General features: G+C 60.9%; 23 protein-coding genes and 5 pseudogenes. 13 read left to right on the plus strand and 15 right to left on the minus strand.

The features are described from left to right. Positions 1-79: 79 nt before the first annotated feature. Positions 80-445, minus strand: a pseudogene (locus XH80_RS03915) (IS5 family transposase); the annotation flags it as partial. Positions 446-760: 315 nt separating this feature from the next. On the opposite strand from XH80_RS03915, the pseudogene XH80_RS03920 reads away from it, so the two are divergent. Then, positions 761-1,019: pseudogene (locus XH80_RS03920) on the plus strand (hypothetical protein). Here the strand turns inward: XH80_RS03920 and XH80_RS03925 are convergent. The 7 genes from XH80_RS03925 to XH80_RS03965 all read right to left on the minus strand — a co-directional run bounded on the left by XH80_RS03925 (position 967) and on the right by XH80_RS03965 (position 8,468). Next, complete coding sequence (locus tag XH80_RS03925) at positions 967-1,179, minus strand: hypothetical protein (protein ID WP_271597413.1); 213 nt, start codon at positions 1,177-1,179, stop codon at positions 967-969. The pseudogene XH80_RS03920 and the gene XH80_RS03925 sit on opposite strands and share 53 nt — an antisense overlap. A 759-nt stretch (positions 1,180-1,938) precedes the next feature. Then, positions 1,939-2,124, minus strand: a complete 186-nt coding sequence (locus XH80_RS03930) for a PRC-barrel domain containing protein (RefSeq protein WP_271597434.1) — start codon at positions 2,122-2,124, stop codon at positions 1,939-1,941. A 2,972-nt stretch (positions 2,125-5,096) separates the two neighbouring features. Continuing rightward, complete coding sequence (locus tag XH80_RS03945; protein WP_271597415.1) at positions 5,097-5,312, minus strand: hypothetical protein; 216 nt, start codon at positions 5,310-5,312, stop codon at positions 5,097-5,099. 279 nt (positions 5,313-5,591) lie between these two features. Further along, positions 5,592-5,786 (minus strand): hypothetical protein, encoded by a 195-nt coding sequence (locus XH80_RS03950; protein ID WP_271597416.1) that lies wholly within the window; start codon positions 5,784-5,786, stop codon positions 5,592-5,594. Positions 5,787-6,484: 698 nt separating this feature from the next. Then, complete coding sequence (locus XH80_RS03955) at positions 6,485-6,631, minus strand: hypothetical protein (RefSeq protein ID WP_271597417.1); 147 nt, start codon at positions 6,629-6,631, stop codon at positions 6,485-6,487. Positions 6,632-6,866: 235 nt separating this feature from the next. Continuing rightward, a complete protein-coding gene (locus XH80_RS03960) occupies positions 6,867-7,085 on the minus strand; it encodes a hypothetical protein (RefSeq protein ID WP_271597418.1) in 219 nt (72 codons plus the stop codon). Positions 7,086-7,541: 456 nt separating this feature from the next. Continuing rightward, positions 7,542-8,468 (minus strand): LysR family transcriptional regulator, encoded by a 927-nt coding sequence (locus XH80_RS03965; RefSeq protein ID WP_271597419.1) that lies wholly within the window; start codon positions 8,466-8,468, stop codon positions 7,542-7,544. Between the two features lie 107 nt (positions 8,469-8,575). On the opposite strand from XH80_RS03965, the gene XH80_RS03970 reads away from it, so the two are divergent. Genes XH80_RS03970 through XH80_RS43855 form a run of 8 tightly spaced genes read left to right on the plus strand, consistent with a single transcriptional unit; the run spans position 8,576 to position 14,967 of the window. Then, positions 8,576-9,736 carry a muconate/chloromuconate family cycloisomerase gene (locus XH80_RS03970; protein WP_271597420.1) on the plus strand — a complete coding sequence of 387 codons (1,161 nt, stop codon included), beginning with the start codon at positions 8,576-8,578 and terminating at the stop codon, positions 9,734-9,736. A 3-nt stretch (positions 9,737-9,739) separates the two neighbouring features. Next, the gene (catC, locus tag XH80_RS03975; RefSeq protein WP_271597421.1) at positions 9,740-10,030 is read left to right on the plus strand and encodes a muconolactone Delta-isomerase; all 291 of its coding nucleotides are present in this window, start codon (positions 9,740-9,742) and stop codon (positions 10,028-10,030) included. A gap of 54 nt (positions 10,031-10,084) precedes the next feature. Then, positions 10,085-10,978, plus strand: a complete 894-nt coding sequence (locus tag XH80_RS03980; RefSeq protein WP_271597422.1) for a dioxygenase family protein — start codon at positions 10,085-10,087, stop codon at positions 10,976-10,978. A gap of 46 nt (positions 10,979-11,024) precedes the next feature. Continuing rightward, positions 11,025-12,395 (plus strand): Rieske 2Fe-2S domain-containing protein, encoded by a 1,371-nt coding sequence (locus XH80_RS03985; RefSeq protein WP_271597423.1) that lies wholly within the window; start codon positions 11,025-11,027, stop codon positions 12,393-12,395. Next, positions 12,392-12,916: a benzoate 1,2-dioxygenase small subunit gene (gene benB / locus XH80_RS03990; protein WP_333968639.1), complete on the plus strand. Its 525-nt coding sequence runs from the start codon at positions 12,392-12,394 to the stop codon at positions 12,914-12,916. The genes XH80_RS03985 and benB overlap by 4 nt, the downstream gene beginning before the upstream one ends. A 31-nt stretch (positions 12,917-12,947) precedes the next feature. After that, positions 12,948-13,970 carry a benzoate 1,2-dioxygenase electron transfer component BenC gene (gene benC / locus XH80_RS03995; RefSeq protein WP_271597424.1) on the plus strand — a complete coding sequence of 341 codons (1,023 nt, stop codon included), beginning with the start codon at positions 12,948-12,950 and terminating at the stop codon, positions 13,968-13,970. Then, the gene (benD, locus tag XH80_RS04000; RefSeq protein WP_271597425.1) at positions 13,967-14,743 is read left to right on the plus strand and encodes a benzoate diol dehydrogenase BenD; all 777 of its coding nucleotides are present in this window, start codon (positions 13,967-13,969) and stop codon (positions 14,741-14,743) included. The genes benC and benD overlap by 4 nt, the downstream gene beginning before the upstream one ends. A 17-nt stretch (positions 14,744-14,760) precedes the next feature. Next, positions 14,761-14,967 (plus strand): (2Fe-2S)-binding protein, encoded by a 207-nt coding sequence (locus tag XH80_RS43855; protein ID WP_442869109.1) that lies wholly within the window; start codon positions 14,761-14,763, stop codon positions 14,965-14,967. A 135-nt stretch (positions 14,968-15,102) separates the two neighbouring features. On the opposite strand, the gene XH80_RS04005 is transcribed toward XH80_RS43855, so the two are convergent. Continuing rightward, positions 15,103-15,288: a hypothetical protein gene (locus XH80_RS04005; RefSeq protein WP_271597426.1), complete on the minus strand. Its 186-nt coding sequence runs from the start codon at positions 15,286-15,288 to the stop codon at positions 15,103-15,105. 330 nt (positions 15,289-15,618) lie between these two features. Between XH80_RS04005 and XH80_RS04010 the strand changes: the two are divergent. Continuing rightward, a pseudogene (locus tag XH80_RS04010) lies at positions 15,619-15,813 on the plus strand (adenylate/guanylate cyclase domain-containing protein); the annotation flags it as partial. A 52-nt stretch (positions 15,814-15,865) separates the two neighbouring features. Here the strand turns inward: XH80_RS04010 and XH80_RS04015 are convergent. Beyond that, on the minus strand, positions 15,866-16,132 hold the full coding sequence (locus XH80_RS04015; RefSeq protein ID WP_271597427.1) for a hypothetical protein: 267 nt from the start codon (positions 16,130-16,132) through the stop codon (positions 15,866-15,868). A 54-nt stretch (positions 16,133-16,186) separates the two neighbouring features. Continuing rightward, positions 16,187-16,979 (minus strand): annotated as a pseudogene (locus XH80_RS04020) (SOS response-associated peptidase). 765 nt (positions 16,980-17,744) lie between these two features. Between XH80_RS04020 and XH80_RS04025 the strand changes: the two are divergent. After that, positions 17,745-17,972, plus strand: coding sequence for a hypothetical protein (locus tag XH80_RS04025; protein WP_271597428.1), 228 nt, complete (start codon positions 17,745-17,747; stop codon positions 17,970-17,972). 100 nt (positions 17,973-18,072) lie between these two features. Here XH80_RS04025 and XH80_RS04030 read toward each other — a convergent pair. From XH80_RS04030 to XH80_RS04050, 4 genes and pseudogenes are all read right to left on the minus strand, one after another. Beyond that, positions 18,073-19,104: pseudogene (locus XH80_RS04030) on the minus strand (glycosyltransferase family 4 protein). 154 nt (positions 19,105-19,258) lie between these two features. After that, positions 19,259-19,438: a hypothetical protein gene (locus XH80_RS04035; RefSeq protein ID WP_271597429.1), complete on the minus strand. Its 180-nt coding sequence runs from the start codon at positions 19,436-19,438 to the stop codon at positions 19,259-19,261. Between the two features lie 98 nt (positions 19,439-19,536). After that, a complete protein-coding gene (locus tag XH80_RS04040) occupies positions 19,537-19,923 on the minus strand; it encodes a hypothetical protein (RefSeq protein ID WP_271597430.1) in 387 nt (128 codons plus the stop codon). A gap of 1,042 nt (positions 19,924-20,965) precedes the next feature. Next, on the minus strand, positions 20,966-21,313 hold the full coding sequence (locus tag XH80_RS04050) for a DUF1236 domain-containing protein (protein ID WP_271597431.1): 348 nt from the start codon (positions 21,311-21,313) through the stop codon (positions 20,966-20,968). A gap of 226 nt (positions 21,314-21,539) precedes the next feature. Here XH80_RS04050 and XH80_RS04055 point away from each other — a divergent pair, with 226 nt between their 5' ends. Both XH80_RS04055 and XH80_RS04060 read left to right on the plus strand, forming a co-directional pair. Further along, a complete protein-coding gene (locus XH80_RS04055) occupies positions 21,540-22,514 on the plus strand; it encodes an ABC transporter substrate-binding protein (RefSeq protein ID WP_271597432.1) in 975 nt (324 codons plus the stop codon). Positions 22,515-23,087: 573 nt separating this feature from the next. Continuing rightward, positions 23,088-24,065, plus strand: coding sequence for an ABC transporter substrate-binding protein (locus XH80_RS04060; protein WP_271597433.1), 978 nt, complete (start codon positions 23,088-23,090; stop codon positions 24,063-24,065). Positions 24,066-24,140: the final 75 nt, after the last annotated feature.

Here is a 24,140-nt window from a genome sequence, read left to right on the forward strand (position 1 = left end):
CGCCGTCTCAGCACTGCCCATATTGCCGAAAGCAAATCCTTGAAAAACAGCGGCGAAAATACAATCTGCCAAAGTAGTGCTAGGGCGCGGACTCATAAGGCGCGGCCAGCCATAGCCGGATAGATGCCAGTTGGATGAAGGCAAGGTAATTTCCCGCAAGCCTGTCGTAGCGCGTTGCCACCCGACGGCATTGTTTGATCCTGTTGAAGAACCGTTCGACCTGGTTGCGAGCGCGATAGAGGTAGGGGCTAAAGCAGATCGGATCGCTTCGGTTGCTTTTCGGCGGGATGTTGGCCCACGCGCCTTTCTTCATGGCAAGCTCTCTGATCCAATCGGCGTCGTAGCCACTGTCGGCAAGCAGCATTGATCCCTATTTGAGACGAGACAGCAGTTTTCCGGCGAGTCGAACGTCGTGCGCCTCGCCGGGGCTCAACGCAAGTCGTACACACTGAGCGCAGATCAGCTCGCCGTCACCAGCCGGTGGCGCGAGAACGGTTAGCTCTTCTGGCGCGAACTCTTCTTCGCAGTGATCGCAGCGGGGGATTTGGTTCATTCGCGCATATGCTCACGCCCGTGTGGCGGAATTCGGTACTCTGGTCCGTACCTGCGTCAGCTCGTTCCTCGGAACGTGGTGAAGTAAACTCGCGGCCGTTGCAGATTTACAACCAGCTTCGCCATTCAAATACTAAGCTCGTGCCGTCAATCGCGACGACCGAAACATATTTAACGCTTACTTAATTGCGAACAGCGGGGACGCAAAGTGTTTGATGTCTATCGCAATGACAAGCGCGAGTTGCTGGTCTTGAGCAATGGCTCTGCGATACCTGTCGTTTGCTCGCACAATGACTGGCGCAAGAAAAAAAAGAGTTCTGAAAGTCAGCGACGAGATCAAGGCGGCCGTTGAGAGACAAGGTTATTACGTTCGCAGCTTGCGGGTTACCAAGGCGGATGAGCTAGGTCGGCAGCTTAGGTCGTCGCCGCGCCATCCAATTGCGCCAGCCCGGCCTCGATCACGATAATATCTTCTTCGATCTGCTGAAGGGTTGCGCGGCAATCAAATCCAGAGCGCGCCTTTAGGTCCACGGCCAGCTTGCGGCGCTGCATGCGCAAATCGTCGAGAGCCCTCCTATCGTTCAGGCTAACGTATCCGTTCACAATAAGCTCGATCGCGTTTGGCATCCCTCGCCCCTAGTCCCCACCCCGCAACGCTTAGCCCGCGACACTCTTCACTACGGCATCCCTTCGCAGATTGTGTCCGGCAGCGGTCAAATGGGACCCTATGATGAGACCGAGCCGCCTTAACGTCTGGAGGGCAACAGGGTCGCAGAGTTCAATCGAAAGTCCGGCTCCCAATACCGCAATGGTGCGCCGTTCATCGGCGTCGAGATCAGCCCATGAGATGTCCATCACGCGGCTCCGCGCTAAAACAATTATCTAAAACCCAAACGCGTGCCTGATTTGCCGCAGCATAGCGATGGCCGCGTCGGTGTACCGACCGTTGGTTAGGTAGTAATCGACCTGCGCTGTGCTAATCAGCGCGACAACTGCAACTGTGAAGCCCTTAAACATTGGGCCTCTCCTTCAAGAGACCGCCAACTGGGCGTGTCGAAGTATCAAACGTTCTCGGAATGCGCTGCGGTATATGGCGACGTAATACAGCGAATGGTGACAGCGACCCGTAACCAGTTCCTTAACGAGCGTGTTGTGTGGACGCGAGCGCCAAGGCGAAGACGCTGAACGAGCATGTATCGCTCCAGCTCACGGATCGCAGTCGTATTCCGATTGACGCTGGCGGGATGGCTATGCCAGGCCCTTGGAAGGCAAGCATGCGCTTATTTCGCGCTTCACAGGCAAGCCGGTCGGCGACCTTGCGCGCCTCCATTGCCCTCTCTGCCGAGACGCCATAGATCGCGGCAAAGCTATCGCGCGCACGGCCGATTAGTCCTCAATGTGCTTCACCGTCGAAATCGGCCAGCGACCGTCATGTCCCGCGACCGAGATGCGAAGTCCGTGCTCGTCATCGAGGGAGACGCGATCAATTGTGCCAGCTTTGCCGTCAGTCAAAACGACGGTCTTGCCGACTAGCTCCGTCTCGGCCTCGTGCAGTTCGCGCAAGATGTTCATGGCTTGCGCGTCGCCGGTACTTGCAGCACTCACGATGCACCCTGTTTGGTGCGAATTCTACCACTCTGGTATTTTAACAAGCGCGCAATCGGGTGATGCAGCGCCCCCCTCCCAGCACCACGCGCTCGACCGCGAGACCCCCGCGATCAATCAGTGAATGGTTGACTTCACCGGGTCTGCCGACTGACCGAGCATTGCATTTTCCTCGGCCTCCTGCACTCGGCCTCGAAGTATCTCAAGTTCGGCAAGCTGAGAAAGAAGCGCCTGAGCGCGCAGGCACAGGACAACGCGATTGTACGCCCGATTACGGTTACTCATTGCACGCCCCCGATGTTTGAAGAGTTAGCCCATTGGGCCGGTTTTCATCCTTGCAGGAGTTTTCTCACTCGGCCAGATCAAGCGAGTTGGTCGAGCTACCGACGTTGCATTCCCGGAAGTGGGACGACAGCTCAAGCTCAGCCAAGTGCTCCCAGCATTCCGCGTCTGCGAGGAGTTTCCATTTGTTCATGCTGTTGTACGCGGCCTGTTGACGGCACAGCGAACCCATCGCGCGCAAGCGTCGTACCTTCTCCACTGCGAACCCCCTTCGGACCTGCTTTTCGCAAGCCATTGTTTGTGTCGGAATTGAAAGTCTCGCAGATTAAATTGACGAGTGATAGTCCGGTGTTCGACTTGGTTAAATGACAGCGCAATCGTCTGACTTTTCAGCGGTGTCGTGTTTTCAGAAAGCGCCTGATTGCATCCAATGCTTCGATCAACGTTGGCCGCGCTGGTCGAGGCGGCAAGCGTGGCCTGGGAGGGGCATCGTGATCACAACAAACAAAACGTTGATCAGTAGCCATAGCCCAAGAACTAGGAGGACAGTCCGCACGCGAACCTCCCGAATAGTTAACTAATATAGGGCGCTCCACGTTTCGCGCGATTGCGAGCGCTGGCACGGCGCGGGACAATGATGACGGCTTTCGCTCTCATGCGCAGTACAGCCAACCGATTGTCAGCCGCGCCGCCATGGCTGGAATTGTATAATGCAAGAGGCCACCAACGGGGCGGGCTTTACTTGCTAATGCGGCGATACGAGCGCCGCAACGCTTCACATCATTTGCAGCAATATCATCCCGACGACGGTCACAAAGAAACCGATTGCCGTCACTGCGGCGAAGCACCGCTCTACGCTATCCATGAACGCAACCCCTGCCAAAAAGACTAGTTCAGCTTTTTCGTAATGTAAGTGCGATTCCAACTGCTGACTTGCTCGTACTCGCGCGACGAGTTGGGAGTCCCTCCGGCCAGAACAAAAGTAACCGAAAACGCTCATGCCGCCATACCGGGGGGCGCCGATTGCGTGGTGTTCGCATCATCTCCGATTGCTGGAAGCGGGAAGGCAGATGCGCACGAGTGATCGCGCAGCGCATCGTTGGCTAAATGGTCCCAATACTCAGCCTCGGCGAGCAGTTTCCAACTTCTATCGGGGTGATGCGCGGCAGTCTGACGGCACAGCGATGCCATCACGCGAAGGCGACTCATAGTACCCACCTACTTCTCCCAACGTTTTTGTTTTTCCACCCTATTTTCTATTTTTGCGTCGGAGTCATTATAGTTATGATTCAGAACCAAATTTACTCCACGAAGCGCGATTCGGCTTTCGTCGCGCCTGCAAATCGCGCCTCGATCACAATCGGCGCAATCCAGTGCGTTCTGCAAAAGTCCGTCGTGGCTGTAATTCTACGAGATTGCGCACCCGTAGTGTTTGGCGCCTACTTCCGATTGTTTTTATGACTATTAGCTTTTTCAGCGAGAGGTCATGAGCGTTAAAGCCATGATGACGACGATCCTGAGAATCAATTGGCTTTACGCGGCGTGCATTCCCTCACGCCATCTGACTACCAAGAGATCGTAGAACACTTGCTCGAACAGCTCAGAGAACTGGAGCTTAGCTTGGCCGCTCGCGAATTCGATGGCACGCAAGAGCCGAAGTAAATTCATAGCGAAGGCCAAGGCGCCCACTTGATTGGTCAGCGACGACGGCTCAATGTATCCCTCGCCACTATGAAATACACATCTGCTCGCCCCTTAGCCGACCCTGAGATAGGCGCCCGAAAGCTGGTCGAGATCGCCAGCGGCATTCAACGCGTGCAAGGACGGACGCGTCTTCATCGAGCTGATCAATGTGCCCTTCCTGAAACAGGGCGGCACGGGCGAACAATTCAGCGCTGCAGTCGCGTTGGCGCACGAGCGCGGATGGCTGGAGCTGCATGAGAGCGGCACGTATGTGCGGCTGCGGGGGCAGATGCTGCTATCCTCAGAGGGATGAGCGCTCCATTCAGAGCATTCCGATCAGGATGAAAAGGCCGATCTCGCCTACGAACGTCACGGCCATGATTGCGACCGTTAGGAACACATCGCCCACTGGGAGAGGGGTCATGGCGCGCCTCGCACGTTGCGAAGCCCCGCAGCCAAGTAGCTAACCCGCCGATCGCGGAGGTGTTTCTCGCGATCTTTAACAGATAGAGCACGCAACGTTTGCTCGTAAGCCTTTGTGATACATGCATTTTTTTCGGTGGCCTCCCATGGGGGGTTGCAAATGTAGGTAGATGCCCATGTCTCGCCCTCCAGCACGCCTATAGGCCGACAATGGAACCGTAGCTTCACCGGAAATATTGGAACCTACTAACGTATTTGAATTTATTTAATTCGTGGTAGTTTAATATTGTATGCCCCACAATCAGAGGATTGGCCGCTATGCCCGCTGAAGATGACGACCGGCGTGAATTTCTGAAGACGTGCGGGAAATTCGCGGCGGTCACGCCGCCAACCATAACCATGCTGCTTTCGACTTCTCTCACGTCAAACGCTATTGCGCATTCCGGAGGTGGAGGCGTTCGGCACGAACACCATCACCACCACGACCGCGATTAGCACCAGGCAGCCCTTCTGAAGGCACGGATGAGGCCGCCTTGCAAACGCGGCCTCAATCAATTGGGGCCGAGTTCTCTCGCGACCGTCTTCGCGATCTCATCCGGGTCATGAGTGCCGGCGGCGTCGATATCGATGACCTTTCGCGCGACTATCTCGCAGATCGGATCGTTGCGATCGACCAAATGTAGTGATTTCAGCGTGGCAGCGAACGCCTGACGGAGTCGTTCAACGTCTGCCGAGTTGGCGTTCCCCAAGAGCGGATTGATCGGCATTGCTTCTAGCCCCCTTACGCCGCCCTTATTCGAGGGAGGCTCCCCAACCGGAAGCTGGCAAGCATTTCAGGTCACTTACAAATCCAAACGTTGCAAACCTCAGCCCCGGCAATGGCAGACTGCGGCGGAAAAACACGGACGACCGGGAACGCTTTGCGGATTGTCGAGTTTTCCCGATGCCCTTCCCCAAGAGGGCGACCCTAATCGGCCCCAGCTTCATCCCCCTGCCCACGGAGCTGGGGCCATTTCTTTCCATGAGTTTCCGCGCGTACGGCGACCTTAGTTCTTCGTGAGCGGCTTTTTTGGCTCGTCGGCGGACATCTCAATGTCAACCGCAGGCAACTCGCCCGTGCGGTCCTTCAGGTCTGCCGCTCGCTGGATCAATCCCGACGCGACCTGCGGGTCCTTTGTTGTTTGGGCCATTCGCAGCAGCGTTGCTGCCGCCTCTCGGGCGAAGGAGGTGTAACGCGGCACGTCTTTTTTATCCCATCCAAAGTCCCCGTGGGATGAGTCAGAAGCCGGACCTGGGTTCCGGGCCTTTGTACAAAAATGTACACGGGCGGCAAAAAGGCCTCAGCTCCGGGGCTGGCGCCGAGCTGAGGCCTTCTCGGCATCACGCCGTCGAGGTGTGAGCCGGAACGATCAACTTAGCTCCCACCCTTTGGTTCCGGTGCTTGCAAAGTAAAGGTTCGTTCTCAGCATACGCAGAACAGGCCGCCAACTGATGCGGCCCACACTTGCGTCGGCGCTCCTTTGTGAGCGCCGGGCATCGATCTCGTAGTCCGGCACTGCTAATCGCAGCGGCGAATCCTGCGGACCGAACCGTCGTCGCGCTCGATCGTGACGGTGCGGCATCCACCGCGATAACCGCGATCGTATCCGTAAGCTCCGTAAGCGCGATAAGCAGGCCGATCATACTCTCGGTAGTAGCGTCGCTCCGGGCCTACTCTGACGCCGCCGAGCGGAGTATCAACCTCAACTTGAGCTGACGCGGGTGCAATGGAGATCGGCGCGCCAGCGAAGCCAGCGACCGCCAGTACACCAGCCAATAGCAGAGTTCTCATACGAGTTCCTCCTAAGTCATTGCAATTGCGCTCCAACAGCCGAGATAGGGACAATGTTCCTGCAGCGAAATTCATCCGAACGGCGAACGCCAGAATGTCTGTTGTGCCTCACGGCGACTCGTCCAACTCGCGCAGTCGGCGCATCTGTTTTTCAAGGTTCGGCGGCAACTCGGGTTCCTCTTTCAGTAATGCTCGCAGTCGCTCACCAATCTCGCGAACGATTGCGAAGCTGTGCGACCTGTCGACGTTGCGCATGGCTTGGTCTCGTGAGCCAAGGTCAAACGATCACTACGGACCCTGCCCATGCCTCATTGTCAAAAAAAGAGGCCGAGACCGTCGCCTTTGGCTATCCGCACGGGCGCTTGAAACGGCGGGTCCAGTGACTTTTGGCTATCCCGCGACGTGCGCCGTCCAATCGGTACAGCGAGCGACGGTCTCAAATGTTAATGCCCAGGGCTAGATGTCCGTTCCGGCGGCCCGGCTTAAATTCTTAAGCGGCGGATGGGATGCTTTGCGGAGCCGCGTTCACTTCGATTTCAACGACGTCCTTCGATCGGCGTCGAAGGCGGTAAAACGTAAGTTCTTGTTCGAACATTGGACAGGTAAAGCTAACGAGCGCAGTATCTGGCAATCGGCACAGTTCATCGATGAGGTCGCCGACGGTCATGATCGGAGGATCGGCGACTAGCTTGCGAATGGCCTTACTCATGGCGTCACTCCTCCCGTCGCTAACCACGCCTCAATGGTTCTGTTCCAACTGCGTGGCGGTGGTATGTAGCAATCAGTGGAATAGCCGAACGGAATTCGCGCCTCGGTCTGGCTTCTCTTCAAGAGCCCAAGTGCCGCCGGGCGGCTTCTGCCACCCGAATTTTTTCCAGTGCTCGCCGGCCCGGCTTCGGGTTATGTCGCTTGACCCACTATGACCATGTGCGAGAGGTGCACCCGCGTATCGAGGCGGGCGGCAGAGGGATTGAATCATAGTTCGATTCGTTCGCTGCGATGCCTCGCTGTCGTGCGGTCAACGGCTTCCCGGGGTGCTCGTTCTTGCGAGGCGAAGTTGCTCGTTGCCGATCTCAACGTCCTGATCGGCGAAACCCGCCTCTATTGCCTCTCGCGGAGGCATGCGTACCGAAAATCTGCGTTTAATCTGGTCGGTCGATTACTTTCATAGATCGAAACGCAGTAGTGCGTCAGGTACATCGTAGCCCCAAATTTGATACATGCGGGCGATGACGTCAGCCATCACTCCAAGTTCCGGCATCTTATCGCCCTGGCGGTGGCTCATAATGATTGGAGACGTCGCAGGTTCGGCGAGCCGCTTATAGCGCACGCCTTCGACCCGCGATTTCTGCACCGAGACCGGCACGATGCAGGCGCCTTCCTCGGCGGCGACGAGGCCGACCGCAATCTGAAGTTCGCGCGCTTCATGTGCGACCCGAGGTTCGAGTCCTCGATCATGGAAGAGAGCGATGACCTGGTCGGCGTAGCCCGGGCGGGGCGCGCGAGGGTAGAGAATGAGGCGCTCTTCGGCGAGTTGCTCAAGCGACACGGGAGCGCTTTGCTTTTCCAGTGGGTGATCCATCGGTAGGGCCACCACCAGCTGCTCCTCGCGCAAGATGATGCGGCGAACCTCGTCATCATCGAAGCGCACGCGTCCAAATCCAATATCGATCCGGCCTTCCTTGAGGGCGGCGATCTGTTCAAGAGTGACGAGCTCGACCAGATGGAGTTCGACCTCCGGTGCCGCGCGGCGGAACTCCCGAATGAGTTCGGGCAGGTGCCCGTAGAGCACCGAACCCACGAACCCGATGACGAACCGTCTCTTCTCGATCTTGAGCGTACGCTTCATCATCGTGCGCATCTCCTCGACACGCGCGAGCACCTGGATCGACTGCTCGTAGAAGAGCCGGCCCGGCTCAGTCAGCCGCAGCGGCCGCGACGAGCGGTCGATCAGCTCGGCACCGACTTCTGCTTCGAGCTGCTGGATCTGCCGGCTCAGCGGCGGCTGTGCGATGTGCAGCCGGTCCGCCGCGCGCGAGAAATTGCGCTCGTTGGCGACCGTCACGAAATAACGCAGCTGCCGGAGGTCCATGCCTCAATTATACCCTTTAGGTATAGTATGTAAACCCAAACGATCTTTGCCGAACGCGCCGTCTGCCCGTATTTCTCAGGCAAGAACTGAGAAATTGAGGAACGACGGTGACAGTGAAGCCCGCCCATATTGATACCTTTATTGTCGACGTGCCCACCATTCGGCCGCACGTGCTGGCGATGGCGACGATGCGTAGCCAGGCGGTGGTCCTTGTCCGTATCGATTGTCCGGACGGTGTCGTGGGCATCGGCGAGGGCACCACGATCGGTGGCCTCAGCTACGGTGATGAAAGCCCCGAAGGCATCAAGCTCGCCATCGACACCTACATCACGCCGGTCCTGAAGACCTGCGACGTCTCCCGCGTCGCCGAGACGATGGCGAAAATCGGTCGAAGCGTTGTCGGCAACCACATCGCCAAATGCGCGGTGGAGACGGCCCTGCTCGATGCTGCAGGCAAGCGGCTCGGCGTGCCCGTCTCCGAACTGATCGGCGGCGGCCGCGTCCGCGATCGCTTAGCCGTGGCCTGGACGCTCGCGAGCGGAGATACCGCGCGCGACATCGAGGAAGCCGAGGCGATGATCGAGGCCAGGCGGCACTCGATCTTCAAGCTGAAGATCGGCAAGCGCAGCGTGGCCGACGACGTGGCGCACGTGGCGGCTATCAAGACGGCCGTCGGAAGCCGCGGCAGCGTCCGGGTGGACGTCAATCAGGGATGGGACGAGGCGCAGGCCGACATCGGCATGAAAATGCTGGAGGACGCCGGTTGCGACCTGGTCGAGCAGCCGGTCGCGCGCGACGCGCTCGCGGCCATGGCGCGTCTCTCCGCGCGCCACGGCATTCCGCTGATGGCAGACGAGGCGCTGCACGGTCCGCGGGATGCCTTCCGCGTCGCTGCAAGCGCGGCGGCCCGCGTGTTCGCGGTGAAAATCGCCCAGTCGGGCGGTCTCCGTGCCGGGCGCGACGTCGCCGCCATCGCCGACGCTTCGGGCGTCGGCCTCTACGGTGGCACCATGCTTGAGGCCGGCGTCGGCACGGCGGCCTCTGCCCACCTCTTCGCGACCTTTCCGAAACTCGCATGGGGCACCGAGCTGTTTGGCCCGCTGCTGCTCACGGAGGAGATCCTAGCCGAGCCCCTCGACTACGCGGATTTCACCCTGGGGGTCCCGACCGGACCCGGTCTCGGCATCGCGCTCGACGAGGACAAGATCGCTCGTTTCCGCCGCGACCGTACCGCGCCGACCCTGCACGTCGTCGCAAAGGGAGCTTGAGCCATGCTTACGATGGTCCAGATGAACGTGCGGATTCCGTTGGATTTTGACAAGCAGGAAGCCGAGCGCCTCAAGGCGCGCGAGAAGGAGCGCTTCCAGGAATTGCAACGCGCCGGCAAGTGGCGGCACATCTGGCGCGTCGTTGGCTGCTACGCGAACGTCAGCGTCTTCGATGTCGAAAGCAATTCCGAGCTCCACGATATCCTGATGAGCCTGCCGCTTTACCCCTTCATCGAGATGGAGGTGACGCCGCTCTGCCGGCACCCGTCCTCGCTGCATGAGGACGACCGCTAACGCTTCGAACCACGAACGTCCGCGCAGCGGACACAAAACCAAGGGAGAGACGACATGGATGCGAGCTTCGTTAAGACCCCGGAAGTCCAGGCCCTGCTCGACAAGGCTGCCGGTCTCAATCAACCAACCGGTGACGCCCGTCTGAAAGCGATCGTGCGCGACATCGTCGAGGCCGGCGCCGAGATCATCGCCCGCCACGACGTCAGCGAAGATGAATTTTGGGGCGCGGTGAATTTCCTGCAGAAGGGCGCGCCGGAATACGGCTTGCTGGTGCCGGGCACCGGACTGGAACATTTCCTCGATCTCTTCATGGACGCGAAGGACGCCGAAGCCGGACTGACTGGTGGCACGCCGCGCACCATCGAGGGACCGCTCTATGTGGCGGGCGCGCCGCTGCAGGAAGGTGACGTCAATCTGACCAAGGATGCCGACGAGACCGGCAGTCTCTACATGAGGGGTCGTGTGACCGGTCCCGACGGCGAACCGGTCAAGGATGCCGTGCTGCACGTCTGGCACGCCAATTCGCAGGGCTGGTACTCGCACTTCGACCCGACGCGCGAGCAGACTCCCTTCAACAACCGCGCACGCATCAAGCTCGGTCCGGACGGCAGGTATGCGTTCCATTCCAAAATGCCGAACGGATACTCCGTGCCTGAAGGCGGCGCCACGGACACGCTGATGAAGGCGATCGGGCGCCACGGCCATCGCCCGGCACACGTCCATTTCTTCATCGAAGCGCCGGGTTATCGCAAGCTGACCACGCAGATCAACTTCGGCGACGATCCGCATGCCGCCGACGACTTCGCGTTCGCCACCCGCGACGGCCTGCTGCCGGTGCCGCAACGCCAGGGCGACAGCGCCTACATCAACTTCGATTTCCAGCTTCAACGCGCCTCCGACGGCGCCGACGAGCAATTCTCGTCTCGACAGCGCGCCGAGGCGGCATAGCCCGTCGAAAATCGACGCGACAACAACGACCGAGAGGAGAGGAACGATGACGACGATTCTGGAGCGCATCGAGGGTGCGGTGGTCGAGGACAAGGAGCGCGGACTATTCAGGTGCCGTCGCGACATCTTCACCGACGCGGAGATGTACGACCTCGAAATGCAGCACATCTTCGAGGGCAATTGGGTGTTTCTGGCGCACGAAAGCCAGATCCCTGACAACAACGACTACTTCAGTACCTGGATCGGCCGCAAGCCGATCATGATCACCCGCGACAAGGCCGGCGAGCTCCATGCCATGATCAACGCCTGCGCTCACCGCGGAGCGATGCTGTGCCGGCGCAAGCACGGCAACAAGGGCAGCTTCACCTGTCCGTTCCACGGTTGGACCTTCGGCAACACGGGCAAATTGCTGAAAGTGAAGGACGGCAGGACCGGCGACTATCCGGCCTCATTCAACACCCAGGGCTCGCACGACTTGACGAGGGTGCCGAGGTTCGAGAGCTATCGGGGCTTTCTTTTCGGCAGCCTGAATGCCAACGTGCCGTCTCTCGAAGAGCACCTGGGCGGCGCGAAGGCCGTGATCGACCAGATAGTCGACGGAGCTCCTGACGGCATCGAGGTGCTGCGCGGCAACTCCTCCTACGTCTACGACGGCAACTGGAAGCTCCAGATGGAGAACGGCGCCGATGGTTATCATGTGAGCTCGGTCCACTGGAACTACTCGGCGACGATGGGCCACCGCAACTACGAAAACGAGGGAACGAAGACGGTCGACGCAAACGGCTGGTCCAAGAGCGTGGGCGGCGTCTACAGCTTCGAGAACGGTCACATCCTGCTGTGGACCAACCTGCTCAATCCCGAGGTCCGTCCGGTGTTCAATCACAAGGAGGCGCTCGAAGCCCGGCTTGGCAAGGACCGCGCCGGCTTCATCGTCGGGCAGACGCGCAATCTCGGGATCTATCCGAACGTCTATCTGATGGACCAATTCTCGACGCAGATCCGCGTCGTGCGGCCCATCAGTGTCGACAAGACAGAGGTTACGATCTACTGCTTCGCCCCAAAGGGCGAGGGTGCGAAGGAGCGGGCAACCCGCATCCGGCAGTACGAAGATTTCTTCAACGTCTCCGGAATGGGCACGCCGGACGATCTGGAGGAGTTTCGCGCATGCCAGACGGCCTATGTCGGCGCCGGCGAGCTCTGGAACGATCTCAGCCGCGGTGCCGTGCACTGGATCGACGGTCCGGACGAGAACGCCAAGGCGATCGGTCTGAAGCCGCTCCTGAGCGGTGAGCGCAGCGAGGACGAAGGGCTGTTTGTGCGCCAGCATGAATTCTGGGCGAAGGCGCTGCGCGAAGCGATCCTCCGGAATGGCAGCGAGACGGGTGGCGTCACCCCGATGCAGGGAGAAGCCGCATGACCACCGCAGCCGCCGCGACTCTCTCGCCTTCGGTGAAGTTAGACCTCGAGCAGGTGCGGGCCTTCCTCTATCGCGAAGCGCGCCTCCTTGACGATCGGCAGTGGGACGAATGGATCAAGCTCTATTCGCCCGACGTCGACTTCTGGATGCCGTCCTGGGACGACGACGACCAACTGGTTGAAGATCCCCAGAAGGACATCTCGCTGATCTACTACCCCAACCGCGAGGGACTGGAGGACCGCGTCTTCCGGATCAAGACCGAGCGCTCCGGCGCGAGCACTCCGGAGCCGCGGACCAGCCACAACATCTCGAATATCGAGATTGTAGAGGAGCGCGACGGGGAGCTGGATCTGCGCTTCAACTGGCACACGTTGAGCCACCGCTACAAGAAGACGGACAGCTTCTTCGGCACTGCCTTTTACACGCTGGATACAAAAGGCGACGAGCCGCGCATCGTCGCGAAAAAGGTCGTCCTGAAGAGCGACTACATCCACCAGGTGATCGACGTCTATCACATCTGACGCGGCGCGTCCGGATGACTGGAGAGGTGACATGACCTATCGCGTGGCACTCAATTTTGAAGACGGAGCCACCCGCTTCATCGACTGCAACGAGGGCGAGAAGGTCCTCGACGCAGCCTACCGCAACAAAATCAATCTTCCGATGGACTGCTCGGACGGTGTTTGCGGCACCTGCAAATGCCGCTGCGAGCAGGGCGAATATGATCTCGGCAACGAGTATCTCGAGAACGCGCTGAGCGAAGCGGAAGCCGAAGACGGAATGGTGCTGACCTGCCAAATGGTGGCGTCCTCGGATTGCGTCATTGCCGTTCCGGTGCCGTCCGGGGCCTGCAAGGTGAAGCCAGCCGAGCATGGCGGGGAACTGAGCTCGATCGAACTCGTCTCAGACAGCACTATCATCCTCAAGCTCAAGCTCGACAAACCCGACGCGCTCGGATTCCTGCCGGGCCAGTATGTGAATCTCGCGGTGCCGGGGACGAGCGAGCACCGCTCCTACTCCTTCAGCTCGAAGGCCGGAGCGACGGAAGCCAGCTTCCTCATCCGCAACGTGCCGGGCGGTCTGATGAGCGGCTGGCTGGCCAAGGAGGCCAAGACCGGCGCCCGGATGACGTTTGTCGGTCCGCAAGGAAGCTTCTTCCTGCGGGCGGTAGACCGCCCCGTCGTCATGCTCGCCGGCGGCACGGGACTGGCGCCGATACTGTCGATGCTGGAAGTCCTTGCGGATCGCGGCACCGATCAGCCGGTGCACCTAATCTACGGCGTCACCAACGACGGTGACCTGGTCGAGATCGAGAGGATAGAGGCAATCGCCAAGAAGCTTCCGACGCTGACCTGGGTGACCTGCGTCGCCAACCAGGAGAGTTCGCATCCGTTGAAGGGCTACGTCACCGCACATCTCGCCGACGAGCATCTCAACGCCGGCGATTGCGACGTCTATCTGTGCGGTCCCCCGCCGATGGTCGAGGCGGTACGGGCCTTCTTCACGGAGAAGGGCGTCAAGCCTTCGCATTTCTTCTATGAGAAGTTTTCTGCGACCGAAGCGGAGGCGGCATGATCTTCGCCGACCGCTTTGCCGGAAAGAGACTAGTTGTGACAGGCGCTGCGCAAGGTATCGGGCGCGCTGTGGCGCTGCGCGCCGCAGCCGAGGGCGGCGATGTCCTGTTCGTCGATCGGGCGGATTTCGTGAACGACGTCGCGACGGAAGCAGGCGGTCGGGGACACGGTTTCGTCTGCGATCTCGAGACTTACGACGGGGCTTCGGTCGCGATGGCCGAGGCGGTGAGCCGCTTCGGCGGCATAGATATCCTCATCAATAATGTCGGCGGCGCGATCCGGATGCGGCCATACGACCGATTCCAGCCCAGGCAGATCGAGGCGGAGATCCAGCGTTCGCTGATGCCGACGCTGTGGTGTTGCCATGCCGTGCTGCCGCACTTCCTCAAGAGTGGTCGGGGCACGATCGTCAACGTGTCGTCGAATGCAACACGCGGAATTCACCGCGTGCCCTATTCCGCGGCGAAGGGTGGGATCAACGCCGTCACGCAAAGCTTGGCCATGGAATACGCTTCGCGCAACATCCGTGTCGTTGCGACCGCGCCGGGCGGTACCGAGGCCCCACCGCGACGAGTGCCACGCAACGCTGAGGGCGACACTCTCGAAGAGCAGGAGTGGATGTCCGAAACCGTCGAGCAGGTAAAGGATTCCAGTTTCCTCAAGCGCTACGCCGCGATTGACGAGCAGGTAGCGCCAATCTTGTTCCTCGCTTCTGACGAGGCGAGCTACATCACCGGCGACATTCTGCCCGTCGCCGGTGGCGACCTAGGGTGACGGATTAGGAGCGAACCGTGATCGTCTGTAGTTGCAATGTCCTTAGCGACAGTCAGGTAAAGTCAACGATTGCGAACTTAAAGCCTTCGCGTCCAAAACATGTTTACGAATTCTTAAGTTGCACGGCCAAGTGTGGCCGCTGCGCGCGTACGATCCAAGTCATACTAGAATCGAATATCGCGGCAATGCGAATAGTCAACTCCGAGAATAGTGCCTTGGTTTAGCCGTCTTGATCTTGCCCGCGTCCGTTCGTCTTGAATCCGAGCCGCATCCAACCGAAGTTTTGCGTACATTCGATCTCTTCAGTCAGGGCGACGAGCACTCTGATCTCCGAACATAGGAAGCTCGGAGCGACGTCCCTAATCGAGACGGCGAAGCTGCTTGATGATCTCGCGCAGGTCGTTCGCATACCCCTCGATGACCCGGCGCGCCTCGTCGACGCGCGAAGGTTTCGACTTCCGCGCATCTTCGCTGGGGCGTTCGTCCGGTGCACTCATAGGGCTGATGCTCGGCCAAGAACCGGCGTGTCCTTTGAAGTAATTCAAGGATATCGGCCCCTTCCGACTCCGGCGGGGAACGGCGCGTTTGGCGTCGGGGGCGTCAGCTCTCGGCAGCCACTACGCTTTGAGAACGTCAACGACTTCTCGGCGGCGTCATCCGAAAAGATGCCGGCGGACGGATGCTGACGAGCTAAGTCGCAGGGCTTGTGGCGAGGGCGGCAGCGTTCGGTCAGTTCGATGTACCGATCGCCGGGAATGGGCCAGGATTTTGCGTCGGTCCAAACAGGGTAAGAGAGGTTCCTCGTGGTGCCCGAGCGAACCGAACGCAGGCTTGCCGCCATCCTGGCGGCGGACGTCGCCGGCTATAGCCGGCTTATGGGATCCGACGAGGAAGGCACTCTTGCTCGTCTCAAGGCCCATCAACGCGAGCAGATCGACCCGTCCGTCGCGGCTCATCAGGGCCGTCTGGTCAAGTCCACGGGACATGGCATACTCGTCGAGTTTTCCAGCGTAGTGGATACGGTGCGCTTTGCGATCGAAGTGCAGCGTGCCATGGCGGATCGCCGCGCGAAAGGCCGGACCGTGACTCAGTAGGGACAGGGCTGGGCGTATTAGGGCGCGCTCAGTCGCTCGGTAGACACTCCGGGCAGGTATCACCGATGGAATCCAAGACGGCGCGAATTTCTGCGACAGCATCGTCGGGGGAGATACCGTTAGGGTGATCGTGCCGAGCAAGCTCCAGCGCGCGTTCGCGGGCATGGGGGTCGGTCCGATCCTTTGCCCAGCCGTGCTCCTCGCATTCGTGAATCGCTCCGGCCTCCTGCAGCACGCTGATCGCCCAGCCGCGCAGCGTGCGGATCGCCGGCCGTCGTTCCTTAGTCATCAGCATCGAGATCGCTCCTGCCGGGACGAATCCTTCCGCCCGCCTGCTCGTTCCGGGCCGTTAGCACGGGGAAGGGATTCGCAATCGGCAGGGCTGCGCGTTGTCCCCGTTTTTCCGCAGCGTCCTGTGCACGACGCTAGGCCGCCGGCGCGGGTCTTCCTTCACGCCGCGGGCGACGATCTTAAGCGCCCCGTCCGGCAGCGGGCGCTGCAGCCGGAGGGCTTCTTTCGCCGGCGCCGTCATCCAGGTCGCGACTTCTTCCGGTGTCGTCAGGATGACAGGCATCGCCTTCGGATGGATGGCGCCGACCTCGGCGTTGGCCTCCGTCGTGAGGAATGCATAGAGATCGTTTGTGGTCTCGCCTGACCTTCCGGACCGAGGTCCAATTGGTCCAGATGCCGGCGAAGCATGCGAGAGGACGGCTTTCGTCGAGGGCGAACCAGATGTCGCCGCCTTCGGCCTTGTCGAACTCGCTGAACGAGTTGAAAGGCACAACGCATCTGTTCTTGACGCCGAGCCAGCGCTTCCAGTGCTTGCTCTTCACGTTTCGGATGTTGGTGATGCCGCTGTCCGGCTCCATCCGCAGCAGCTCCTTGAAGTCGACGCTCGTGCCTTTCGCCTGCATCTTCTCCGCACGCTTCTTGGTCGCCAGCAGGAGAGCTTGCTGGGACGACGGCATCCCCCAACGTGCGGTAGCAAGCTCGCGGCCGTCGGCGCCGTTCCGGACAATCGGCGCCTTGTAGTCGGGGAAGACGCCGGGCATCGGCGCCAGGTTGCCGACGTAGCGGTTGACAACACGGAACAGCGCGCTGATGGCCTCCTGATTGGTGGTGATCGAGTAGAGGTTACACATTCAGGCTACCGGATCCGGATGGCGGGCTCGCTGCGACAGCTGTAGCAGCGCGGCAGCGGGCCGGCCATTGGTCTTGACGCAGATGGCGCGATGGTACTAGAGGCGCGTCGGCCTTGCGGTTCGTGTTAATAATTCACCCCTCGGATCAGATCGGGCGCTGGGTTCCAATTGGAAAAAAGTGCTCCTCCGGGATGCGGATACTGACGCTGGTCGATCGCCGCGACGAAGCGCACGAATGCATTGCCGCGCCTTTCAGGCAACGCCGCCAGGTTTTCGTGCTCGTGCCCCCGTGAGAACGCTGGCGAAGCGGATCATACTGATGCCGGCGTCGATTTTGTTCTAGGGCAATAGCGCGACCTAGTCGCCGTAATAGACGAACGGCGCCCCAGACGACGGGTCGACGCTTCGCCGCATCGGGGTCGACAATGAATTCCCGCTTCGTTTCCGACAGCGCGACGCCTGGCGCCTTACCGTAGTCACGCGGTGGTTTCGATCCGAGCTCGTTCGGGATAATCCCTCGACGATGATCGCGCACCTCTTCGTGTGCCCCAATTGCAAGCGCGCACAACGACAGGACACGGATTTCGCGCCCGTCGTGGTGCCGCCAGACAAGCTGGCCAGTCCGCGATTTCAGGTCATCGACGGGGGTAAGCAGGCCACCTGAAAGCTCTTGGCTTCATGGCGCCAAAACCGGGAAAAAGTGGAACTTCAGCCGCGCCAGCTTCGTTAGCGGTGACAACTTACGGACTGCCTTAGGAGGACACCATGAAGAAGCTGATCATGTGCGGCGCGCTCGCCGCTTTCGCTCTCAGCACCCAGGCCGCCAGTGCCGCCGAGTTCTACATCGTCCGCGATGCGACCACCAAGAAGTGCACCGTCGTCGACACCAAGCCGACGACCACCACCACGACGGTCGTGGGCAATGGCGTCTACAAGACCAAGATGGAGGCCGAGTCCGCCGTGCAGACCACCAAGGTCTGCACCGAGCAGTAATCGCTCGGCGGCTCTATTCCAGCAAGCGATTTTGACGAGCGGCTCGCCCAGTACGCGGACGAGCCGCTTTCGTTTCGGCCGAACGATTCCTTCGGTGGCGTTACCTGCCAGCGAACAGCTCGCGATATCGTTCTTCGTACTCCCTCGCCATCCGGCTCGCGACGAATCGCTCCTCGAACCGGGCGCGGACTTTTCGTCGATCCAAGCGAACGACCTGCTCGATCGCCTCGATCGCCTGCTCCTCGCCATCCACGATGAAGCCAGTGACGCCGTCCTCCACGACTTCCGGCACCGATCCGGAGCGGTATGCAATCACGGGCGTCCCACACGGCATCGCCTCGATCATCACCAGGCCGAAGGGCTCGGGCCAATCGATCGGAAAGAGCAACGCGGCCGCGCCCGCGAGGAACGGTTGTTTGCGGACGTCGTCAACCTCCCCGACCAGCTGGATGTTCTCGCCGTCGATCTCAGGCTCGAGCTTCTTCTTGAAGTAGGCCGTCTCCGCGCGAGGAATCTTGGCCGCGATCCGGAGCGGCATCCGGACGGCGCGGGCGATGCGCATCGCAGCTTCCGGCCCTTTCTCCGCCGTCAGCCGCCCCCAGAAAGGCCAGGTACGACCCGGCTTCGTAGGAGGGGCGAAACAGGTCCTGGGGCAATCCGTGCTGAATCGTCGCGATCCAGTTGGTACCCGGAAGCGGACGGCGCTGGTTGTCGGAGATGGAGACGAAAGGGGCGTCGGCGAACGTCCTGATCACGTCGGACAAGCCAGGAAGGTCGAGCCGGCCGTGCATCGTCGTCAGAAATGGCACGCCGGTCCGGCTCAGCACCGGCAGGGGCAGCCAGTCGACGTGGGAATGAATGACATCGAATTCGTGCGCACGTTCGGCGACAGCCTCGATCAGCAGCGAGCAGGCGGCGCGTTCGGGTCGACCCCCCGTCGCCCCAGGCGCAACGCGCGCGGCCACACCGCGTGGAGCTTGGCCTTCGTGCGGGAGTCGCCGCTCGCGAACAGGGTGACGTCGTGTCCTAAGTCGACGAGTTCGTCCACCAGCCAGGCGATCACCCGCTCGGTGCCACCGTACAGCTTCGGAGGAACGCTCTCGGCCAAAGGGGCAAGCTGGGCGATCCTCATCGAGCTAGGCCCCAAACGCGATGCGCAAGCCGACCACGAGGACCGCCGAGATGAGAAATGAAAATCGCGAGCAGCGTCCAATAGGGCCTTGTGCTTCCGCGGGCTACGAGCATCTTGAGGGTCCTCAACATCCGTCCTGGAAGAACCGCTGCAGTTAAGCAATCCCGAAGCCGGCGAGTGCTTCGGTATCGCTCTCACGCTTTTCTCCTCGCTTTTGCAGATGGCGCTCGAGAAGGCAGCGCCTGCTGTCCTGCGGGTCGACCTCAGGGTGGTGCGCCCGGTAGACAGACCAAGCTGTTTCGGTGGCGTTCTTCAGAACGACTTCGTCGACCATCTTCACGCTCCCGCGGCCAATCCTGTCGCTGGCAACTCGAAGCGTTGGGCAATGTTTCCGATTTTTTCCGGTCGCCCGTAGTCGCCGGAGTAGGCGCGTCAGCTCGCTTTGGCGCGGGCGCGCACGCGTGCCGCGCGACGGCGCTGCAGACGTTGGCTCCGGACGGAGCGCCTGGCGGCTAGAGGCGGGGACGCCGAGGCCGTATCGAAGGGCTCCGCTGCGGCCGCAGCGCTCTCCGTTCGCATCTCGCCAGGCTTCGCTTCCATGAATTCGAGCAAGGCGCGGCCCTTCTCGGTGATCCGCCACCCGCCGTTCCGACGCTCGACCAAACCTTGCGAGAAGATGTCGAGAGTGGGCACGCAAGCCGCAAGGCGCTTTGTCCGCTCGGCCCAGTCGCGCCCGCTCGTCGCCAGAATCGCCATATCGCGCTTGAGGTCCGCGATGACGGCGAACCCGTCGGGATAGCTCACCAGGATCTTGAGCACAGTGACCTGGAAGTTAACCCCCGTCCTCCTCTGCCTATCGCCACATCGTCGGCGCGTCGTGGAGGGCCTCGCGTCCGACTTGCTTGAGCCTCTCGGGCGGGCGTCACCGTAGGTAGCCGCTTCCAGAATCCTTGACGCCACATGGGTGCGTGCCCCGGTTTCATAACCCGAGACGTCCTTGCAGACCTCATCGAAAACGGCGCGCAAGGACGCGGTCGTTGCTGGATCGAACATGGGACCCCCCAACGCAAGAAGAATTAAACGTACTCCAGGAAGCTCCGGAGCGAATTCAACAAAGTTAACCCAGCTTACATCAGGCGACGGTCTCTAGTGCGTCCGCGACGCAGCATGACCTGAATCCAACCTGACGCCTTCGTTTTGTGCTCGATGCTTTCGAGCGAAGCTGGCGCTCCCTCGCTCTCGCCCGGGCCAGCGGCAGTGCCGTCACCGGCGAGAGCAGCCCCTCCAAAGTCAACAAGGGCCGCCCCCAAGGCGCGGCCCCTTTCTTGGCCGCATCACGCGCCAGCATTTACCACCATCCGCCGGCAAATGAAGCGGCTCGCTCGAAGACGAGACGCCGGTCGGGTGTCCTTTTCTGCAGCTTCGCAGAGCGCTTCGGATGCGGGCGGGCCGCTGCGGAGACCCGCCCGGGCGCCTCTTTCTTGACCTTAGCGGCGGGCTCTACAGGAATTGCGGCCATGGCCTCTCGCACTTGCTGCCGGGGTTCTTCAGGGAGCGGATCAGCCTGCGCAATCGTCGGCGAATCGGCGCGCCGAGACGTGTCGAACACGATCTTCTCCGGAAGGCTCCCTCGCCGAGGCGATCCGGATGATGCTCCTGTCCGGCTCGGACGGGCCGGCCTGCTCAACCGGCGCTGGCAGATACCGGTCCGCAGCGAAGAGCGGCACAAGCAGCAGAGCGCCGACGAAGACGAAATAACGAATGATCGGCATGGACGGCCGCTTGCAAATGGGAAGGCGGGTGTCGGCGGAGGGCCGGATGGGGTAGCGGGCCGCTGCTTTCAGCGACCCGCAAGGAAGGCTTAGTCGATCTCCTGGACGACCGTGCGGGTCGACGGATCGACCAGCATCACGCGTTCGCCCGAGTAGACAAAGCGATACTTGGTGAGCGACGGACCCCAATCGGCAGGCACCGCCTCGAGCTCGACTTCGCGCGGCACAGGCTGGCCGACCACGATCTGCTCGCGGGTCTGCACCGGGCGCACCTTGTGCTCGGTGACGTAGGTGCGGATCTTGGTGCGGTATTCCGGCTCGATCTGCACGGCGGCGGCATGGCCGGCACCGGTGGTGGTCGTGACGACAGTGGACTGCGCCATGGCGCCCGTCGAGATCAGCGCGGCGGTCGCGCACGTCAGCATCAGCTTCTTCATCGAAATCTCCTGTCCGCAGGATGCGGCCTCCAAGAACCCGCGGATGATGGCAAGGTTCCGCAGCTGCGGCGGGATAATTGCCGACTTTTCCCGGCGACAGCCAAAGCCGAGTCGGCCTAATCTCGGCGCATAAAACCGAAGATGGATTCCTCCAGCACCAGCCGATATGGACTGATGCTGGACTTGGACTGATGCTGGACTTGGTGCAGCAGCGGTGGAGAGATCAGTGAAACGTCGCACCTTCATCGCGTCCGCAGCGGCCTCGGCGATCATAGCCCGAAGGCAAGTGCGTGGCGCCCCCAAGCTCTACCGGATAGCCTGGCTCACCGCGCAGCGGGAAGCCAGCCTGATCCCTTTTCTGGCGACGTTCCGGGAGGGGCTTGCCGAGCTCGGCTATCGCGAGGGGGACAATCTGAAGATCGAATATCGGTACGGTGATGACGACCCGTCACGCGTCGGATCGCTGGCCGCCGAGCTTACCCGTCTTCCCGTCGATCTGCTGGTGGTCCAAGGGGCGGCCGTCCCGATCGTGTTCGGCTTGAAACTGTCCACGCCATCCATCTACGCCTTCAGCGGAGACCCGGTCGTCGCGGGCCTCGCTGACAGTCTCTCGCATCCGCGCGGCAGTATGACCGGCCTGACCTTCATGGCGGCCGAACTGAACTCCAAACGTCTCGAGATGCTGCGGGATATCGTGCCCGAACTGAAGCGCGTCGCCATCGTCGCCAATCCCGAACATCCGGGGTCCCAAATCGAGCGCGCCTATTCCGAAGAGGCAGCAAAGAAACTCGGTCTGGCGCTGGAATTTTACGGGACGGGTACGGAGAGCCAGCTCGCAGGAGCATTAGCGACCATGGATAAAGATCCTCCGCAGGCTATATCGCTCTTCTCCGACGGCTTCGCGATTCAGTACCGTCAACGGATCATCGACTTCGGAATCGAGCGCCGCGCGCCCCTCATATCGGGCTGGCAGGTGTTCGCGCAGAGCGGCGCCATCTGCACGTATGGACCCAAGCTCTCCGAAAGCTATCGTAGATTGGCCTACTACGTCGACCGGGTGCTCAAGGGGACGCCGACGACGCAGTTGCCGATCGAGCGGCCGACCAAATTCGAGACCGTGGTCAACATACGGTCGGCAAAAAGGCTCGGATTGACCGTTCCGGATTCCATGCTCACCTCCGCCGACGAGCTGATCGAATGAGCGCATCGTCGCCGCCACGCTCTTCCGACCTCTCGCTGCAGTCGACACTCGACAAGACAGCGGGGACGCAGGATTTGCTGGTCAGTGACGCAAGGGACGGTGGACAGCCGCCGGAGACCGGCGGATGCCATCGGCGAACCTCAGTGGTGGTGGCGTCGGTTGCGGCGACCGATGTACCATCCGTAGTGGTGGCCGCGATTGCCATGCCATCCGCGGTGGCCTCCCCCGTGACCATGAGCGCCCTTCACTTGGATCAGGCTTTCGTCCTGCGTCGCCATCGGCGCCATGCCCAGTCTCGCCGAAGCGACCTCTGCGCCGCCGAGCATCGCCCATGGTCAATACTGCCGTCGTCCATCCGAGCTTCTTCACCGAAATCCTCCCGCGCGGAATTGCGTCCGGCATCAAGTGGACCGTGACAGGATTTGTTCCCAGCGCTTGGTGGCCACCCAAAGCCGACCGCCGCCGTCAGCAATCGGTTCTTCTGTGCTTCGGCACCACCGGTCTCGCTGGCATCCGAAATCTCTGCGCCCGACATGCAGAATGTGTAATTTAACGCGAAGATTGGAGGGAACAGTGCGAAGGCGCAATTTCATCCAAGGGCTTGCCGTCGCGGCCGGCGTGCCGGCAATCGCGCGTGCCCAGCAGAGTCAATCCGTCGTCGGATTCCTCAGCACTCGCTCGCCGGAGGAAGCCAAAACCCACACGGATGCCTTTCGGCGAGGTCTCGAAGAGATGGGGTACGCCGAGGGCCGCAACGTCGTCGTCGAGTACCGCTGGGCGAAAGGCGACTACGGCCAATTGCCCCGGCTCGCCGCCGATCTCCGCGATCGGCGGCCCTCGTTGGTAGTCGCGGCCGGCGACCCCGCCGCGAAGGCGGCGAAGTCGGCAAACTTTCCGGTCCCGATGGTCTTCGTGGTCGGCGAAGATCCCGTGCAGGCCGGCCTGGTGACGAGCATGAACCGCCCCGGAATGGCGACCGGCGTCAACTTCTTCACCGGCGATTTGGGAGGAAAGCGACTTGCGCTCCTGTGTTCGATGGTCCCTACGGCCCGTATGCTCGGACTACTTGTGAACCCGCGCTTTGGCGCCGAGGCGGCCGAAGAACACAAGCGATCCATCGCAGCCGCAGCCCGCACACTCGGACGCGAGCTCCTGGTCCAGCAAGCGAGCACCGACGCCGAAATCGACTCCAGTTTTGCGGAGATGGTTAAGGCAGGGATCTCGGGACTTGTCCTGCAGAACGATCCGTTCTTCGACAGCCGGCGCGAGCAAATCCTGACTCTCTCCTCCCGGGATCGTCTGCCGGGCATCTTCCATATCCGGGAATTTCCGGCTGGAGGGGGTCTCATGAGCTATGGCGCCAGTCTTTCCGACACCTATCGCCAGTTGGGAGCGTACGCCGGCAAAATCCTTAGAGGCGCGAAACCCGACGAGCTTCCGGTTTCGAGGCCGACGAAGTTCGAATTGGTCATCAATACAAAAACGGCCAAGACACTCGGTCTCGCGGTACCTCCATCCATTTTGATCGAAGCGGACGAACTGATCGAATAATCGCCTCTACGAGCCGATTCTCTCGCTGCTTCGAACCGCCCTTATCGCTTCTGCAACACTGTCGAGAGCGACGAG

It is taken from the genome of Bradyrhizobium sp. CCBAU 45384, assembly GCF_028128665.1.
In the GTDB taxonomy this organism is placed as follows: Bacteria; Pseudomonadota; Alphaproteobacteria; order Rhizobiales; family Xanthobacteraceae; genus Bradyrhizobium; species Bradyrhizobium manausense.